2 protein-coding genes are annotated in these 2,628 nt (G+C 63.2%); both read left to right on the forward strand.

Features of this window, described 5'->3' with window-relative positions:
- The coding region (locus tag MET9862_RS29880) for a hypothetical protein (RefSeq protein WP_210248140.1) at nucleotides 1-193 on the forward strand (193 nt) is incomplete at its 5' end.
- A 639-nt stretch (nucleotides 194-832) separates the two neighbouring features.
- Nucleotides 833-1,672 (forward strand): aldo/keto reductase, encoded by an 840-nt coding sequence (locus tag MET9862_RS28840; RefSeq protein ID WP_142586295.1) that lies wholly within the window; start codon nucleotides 833-835, stop codon nucleotides 1,670-1,672.
- The last annotated feature ends 956 nt before the right edge of the window (nucleotides 1,673-2,628 follow it).

Here is a 2,628-nt window from a genome sequence, read left to right on the forward strand (position 1 = left end):
CATGCTGATCGTCGTCATCGATGACCCCTATGATCGGTTCCGATTCAACCATCAGGCATACGAGATGCCGGTCGGTGGGGGCATCCACCGCATCAGTTCACAGGGACGTTCTGCACGTTCCCGAAAGCCGCGCCTGCCGGGCGCTTGGCCAGCATCGCTCGACACAGCGCAAGGTGCCGCGGGGAAGGGATGATGCGCCTGGCCCTCCATCGGAGCGACCTAAGCCGCCTTACGCCTGCCGAGTGCGCCAAATGGAGCTGTTCGCGCCAAGACGCCGTCCGAGGTTCTGGCAGTGGCGTTTGGCACCGGCTTGAAGTCGTCAGATCGAGACGCCCATCTGATCGCCCCGCGATGGGTGAGAGATCGATCGGATGACGTCGCCATTGCACTGAAGCTTGCCAGCTCGCGCATACAACGGGCACATCCTTAGAGGCATCCCTTATCAAACCAAGGTGCGGCAGCCAACGTTCTCCTACCGCGGAGTGGTCGGGCTGTCCGGATCCTATCGGTCCGCATTCCAACACGCTGCCGACCATCACGCAGGTCCACAGGTCGCAGCGATCGGACCAAAGGAGACCCATAGCTGAGCTTTAGGGCAACGACAGAGTGCGCGAGCACATGGATCGTCATCGTTCTGCGGTTTGCTCGCAGGAGTATGCCGGGCCCGGCTTTGGTGAAATCGCCTGAGCGTTGGCCGATGCAGCTGGAGTGGCTGCTCTTGCCGTCCTCGGCGCCCCGCAGCTCGGTCGATCGCGACAGGCAATAGCCGAGTTAGACCTGCAGACCCAACCGGCGCTGCGGAGCATGCGCTTTATCGCGGGGAGGAGAGACTATGGAGCGGCGCCCGTTTGGTCCCGTGCCGCGCGAAGTTGCGGTGATCGGCCAGGGAACCTGGTACATCGACGACGCGCACCGGCCCACCGCGGTCGCTGCCCTGCGCCGAGGCCTGGATCTCGGCATGACCCACATCGACACCGCCGAGATGTACGGCGATGCCGAGACCGTGGTCGGCGAGGCGATCAACGGACGGCGCGACGAGGTTTTTCTCGTCTCCAAGGTTCTCCCCAGCAATGCCTCGCGCTCTGAGACCGTGGCGGCTTGCGAGCGCTCGCTCGCGCGCCTGCGCACCGACAGGCTGGACTGCTACCTGCTACACTGGCCCGGTCCGCATCCCCTCGAGGACACCTTCGCCGGCTTCGAAAGGCTTCGCGAGCAGGGCAAGATCCTGTTTTGGGGGGTGAGCAACTTCGACGTGCCCGACCTTGATGCCGCCTGGGAAGCTGGGGGCAAGGGCCGGATCGCCTGCAATCAAGTGCTCTACCATCTGGAGGAGCGTGCGATCGAGCACGCCGTGCAGCCCTGGTGCGAGGAGCATGGCATCGCCGTCGTCGCCTACAGCCCGTTCGGCCATGACAGCTTCCCCGACCCGCGCACGCCGGGCGGCCACGTGCTGGAGAGCGTCGCAGCACACCACGGCGCGACCGCACGCCAGGTCGCGCTCCGGTTTCTGTTACGGCGGCCGTCCTGCTTCACGATACCCAAGGCGTCCAGCCCTGAGCACGCCGCCGACAACGCGGGCGCCGGCGCGCTGTCGCTGACGGACGCCGAGATCGCACGGCTCGACGCAGCGTTCCCGCTCGGACCGCGACCGCGCCGGCTTCCCATGCTGTAGGCCCGTGAGACCTGCCTATCCGGTGCAGGTGCTAGTGCGGATGCTCTGCTCTACGAACGCGAGATCGACAGCATCGACGAAATTCCCGCCGGTCGGCTCCAACCGCCACACGGATCTCTCACAATCTGCATCACAGCGCCAAGCTCACGGGACGCCGCTTGGCGGTTGGGCCTGGTTCGCGTTGTGCCGTATCAGGTCGGCCAGCGACACATGCGTCGATTACAGTGACTCGCCCAAGGCATGCGGGCCATTCGCACTGACGTTACGACTCAGTGCCTCTGCGGCAAGCTCCGACGGTGCGGTCTCGTCGCGGAAACGCCCGAAGCAATCTCTTGGGAGATACTGGAATTGGCATAAAATTATGTATATTTGATTAGTAGTCGCCCTCATTTTCACCAGCGGCGCCATAATCAAATTTCAAAAAGATTATAGCGTCCGCGGAGTACGACATGGCTGCTTCTCAGGATCCCCTCACTCTGGCTGACATTGCCACGAATGCTGCTGGTGCCATGTCAGACATCCGGACCATCCTGAGCCGCGTCGCGCCAGCCGAGCGCGTAGCCTTCTGGCATGCGGTAGACCTCCTCTACCGTGCACCTTCGGAGTCTCCCCCTGAGCACAAAGGAATTATGGCCAATCCAGCACGGCGTCGCCCTGCGCCTCAAACTCCTGCTTCCGCCTTTCTGGCACGACGGCAGCGACGCCGACGCTCGGAATAGCCGGCTGTCTCAGGCGGTTTCAGAAGGTCAGACGTTCGAGATCTAAACCGCTTCGGTTTCTTCGGAAGTGGGCCCTCCCTGGAAACTGGCGCCAATCGCGCTCCGGAGAACACCGTAGGTATCGCCCGGATGATCTCATGACAGGCAGCGTGTACCTCCTTTTGCTTGGCATACGACCTCAGGGCAGGAGCGAGCGATGCGTGCAGTCGTCTACAATGGCCCGCGGGATGTCGCCGT

This window comes from Methylobacterium symbioticum (assembly GCF_902141845.1).
Lineage (GTDB): Bacteria > Pseudomonadota > Alphaproteobacteria > Rhizobiales > Beijerinckiaceae > Methylobacterium > Methylobacterium symbioticum.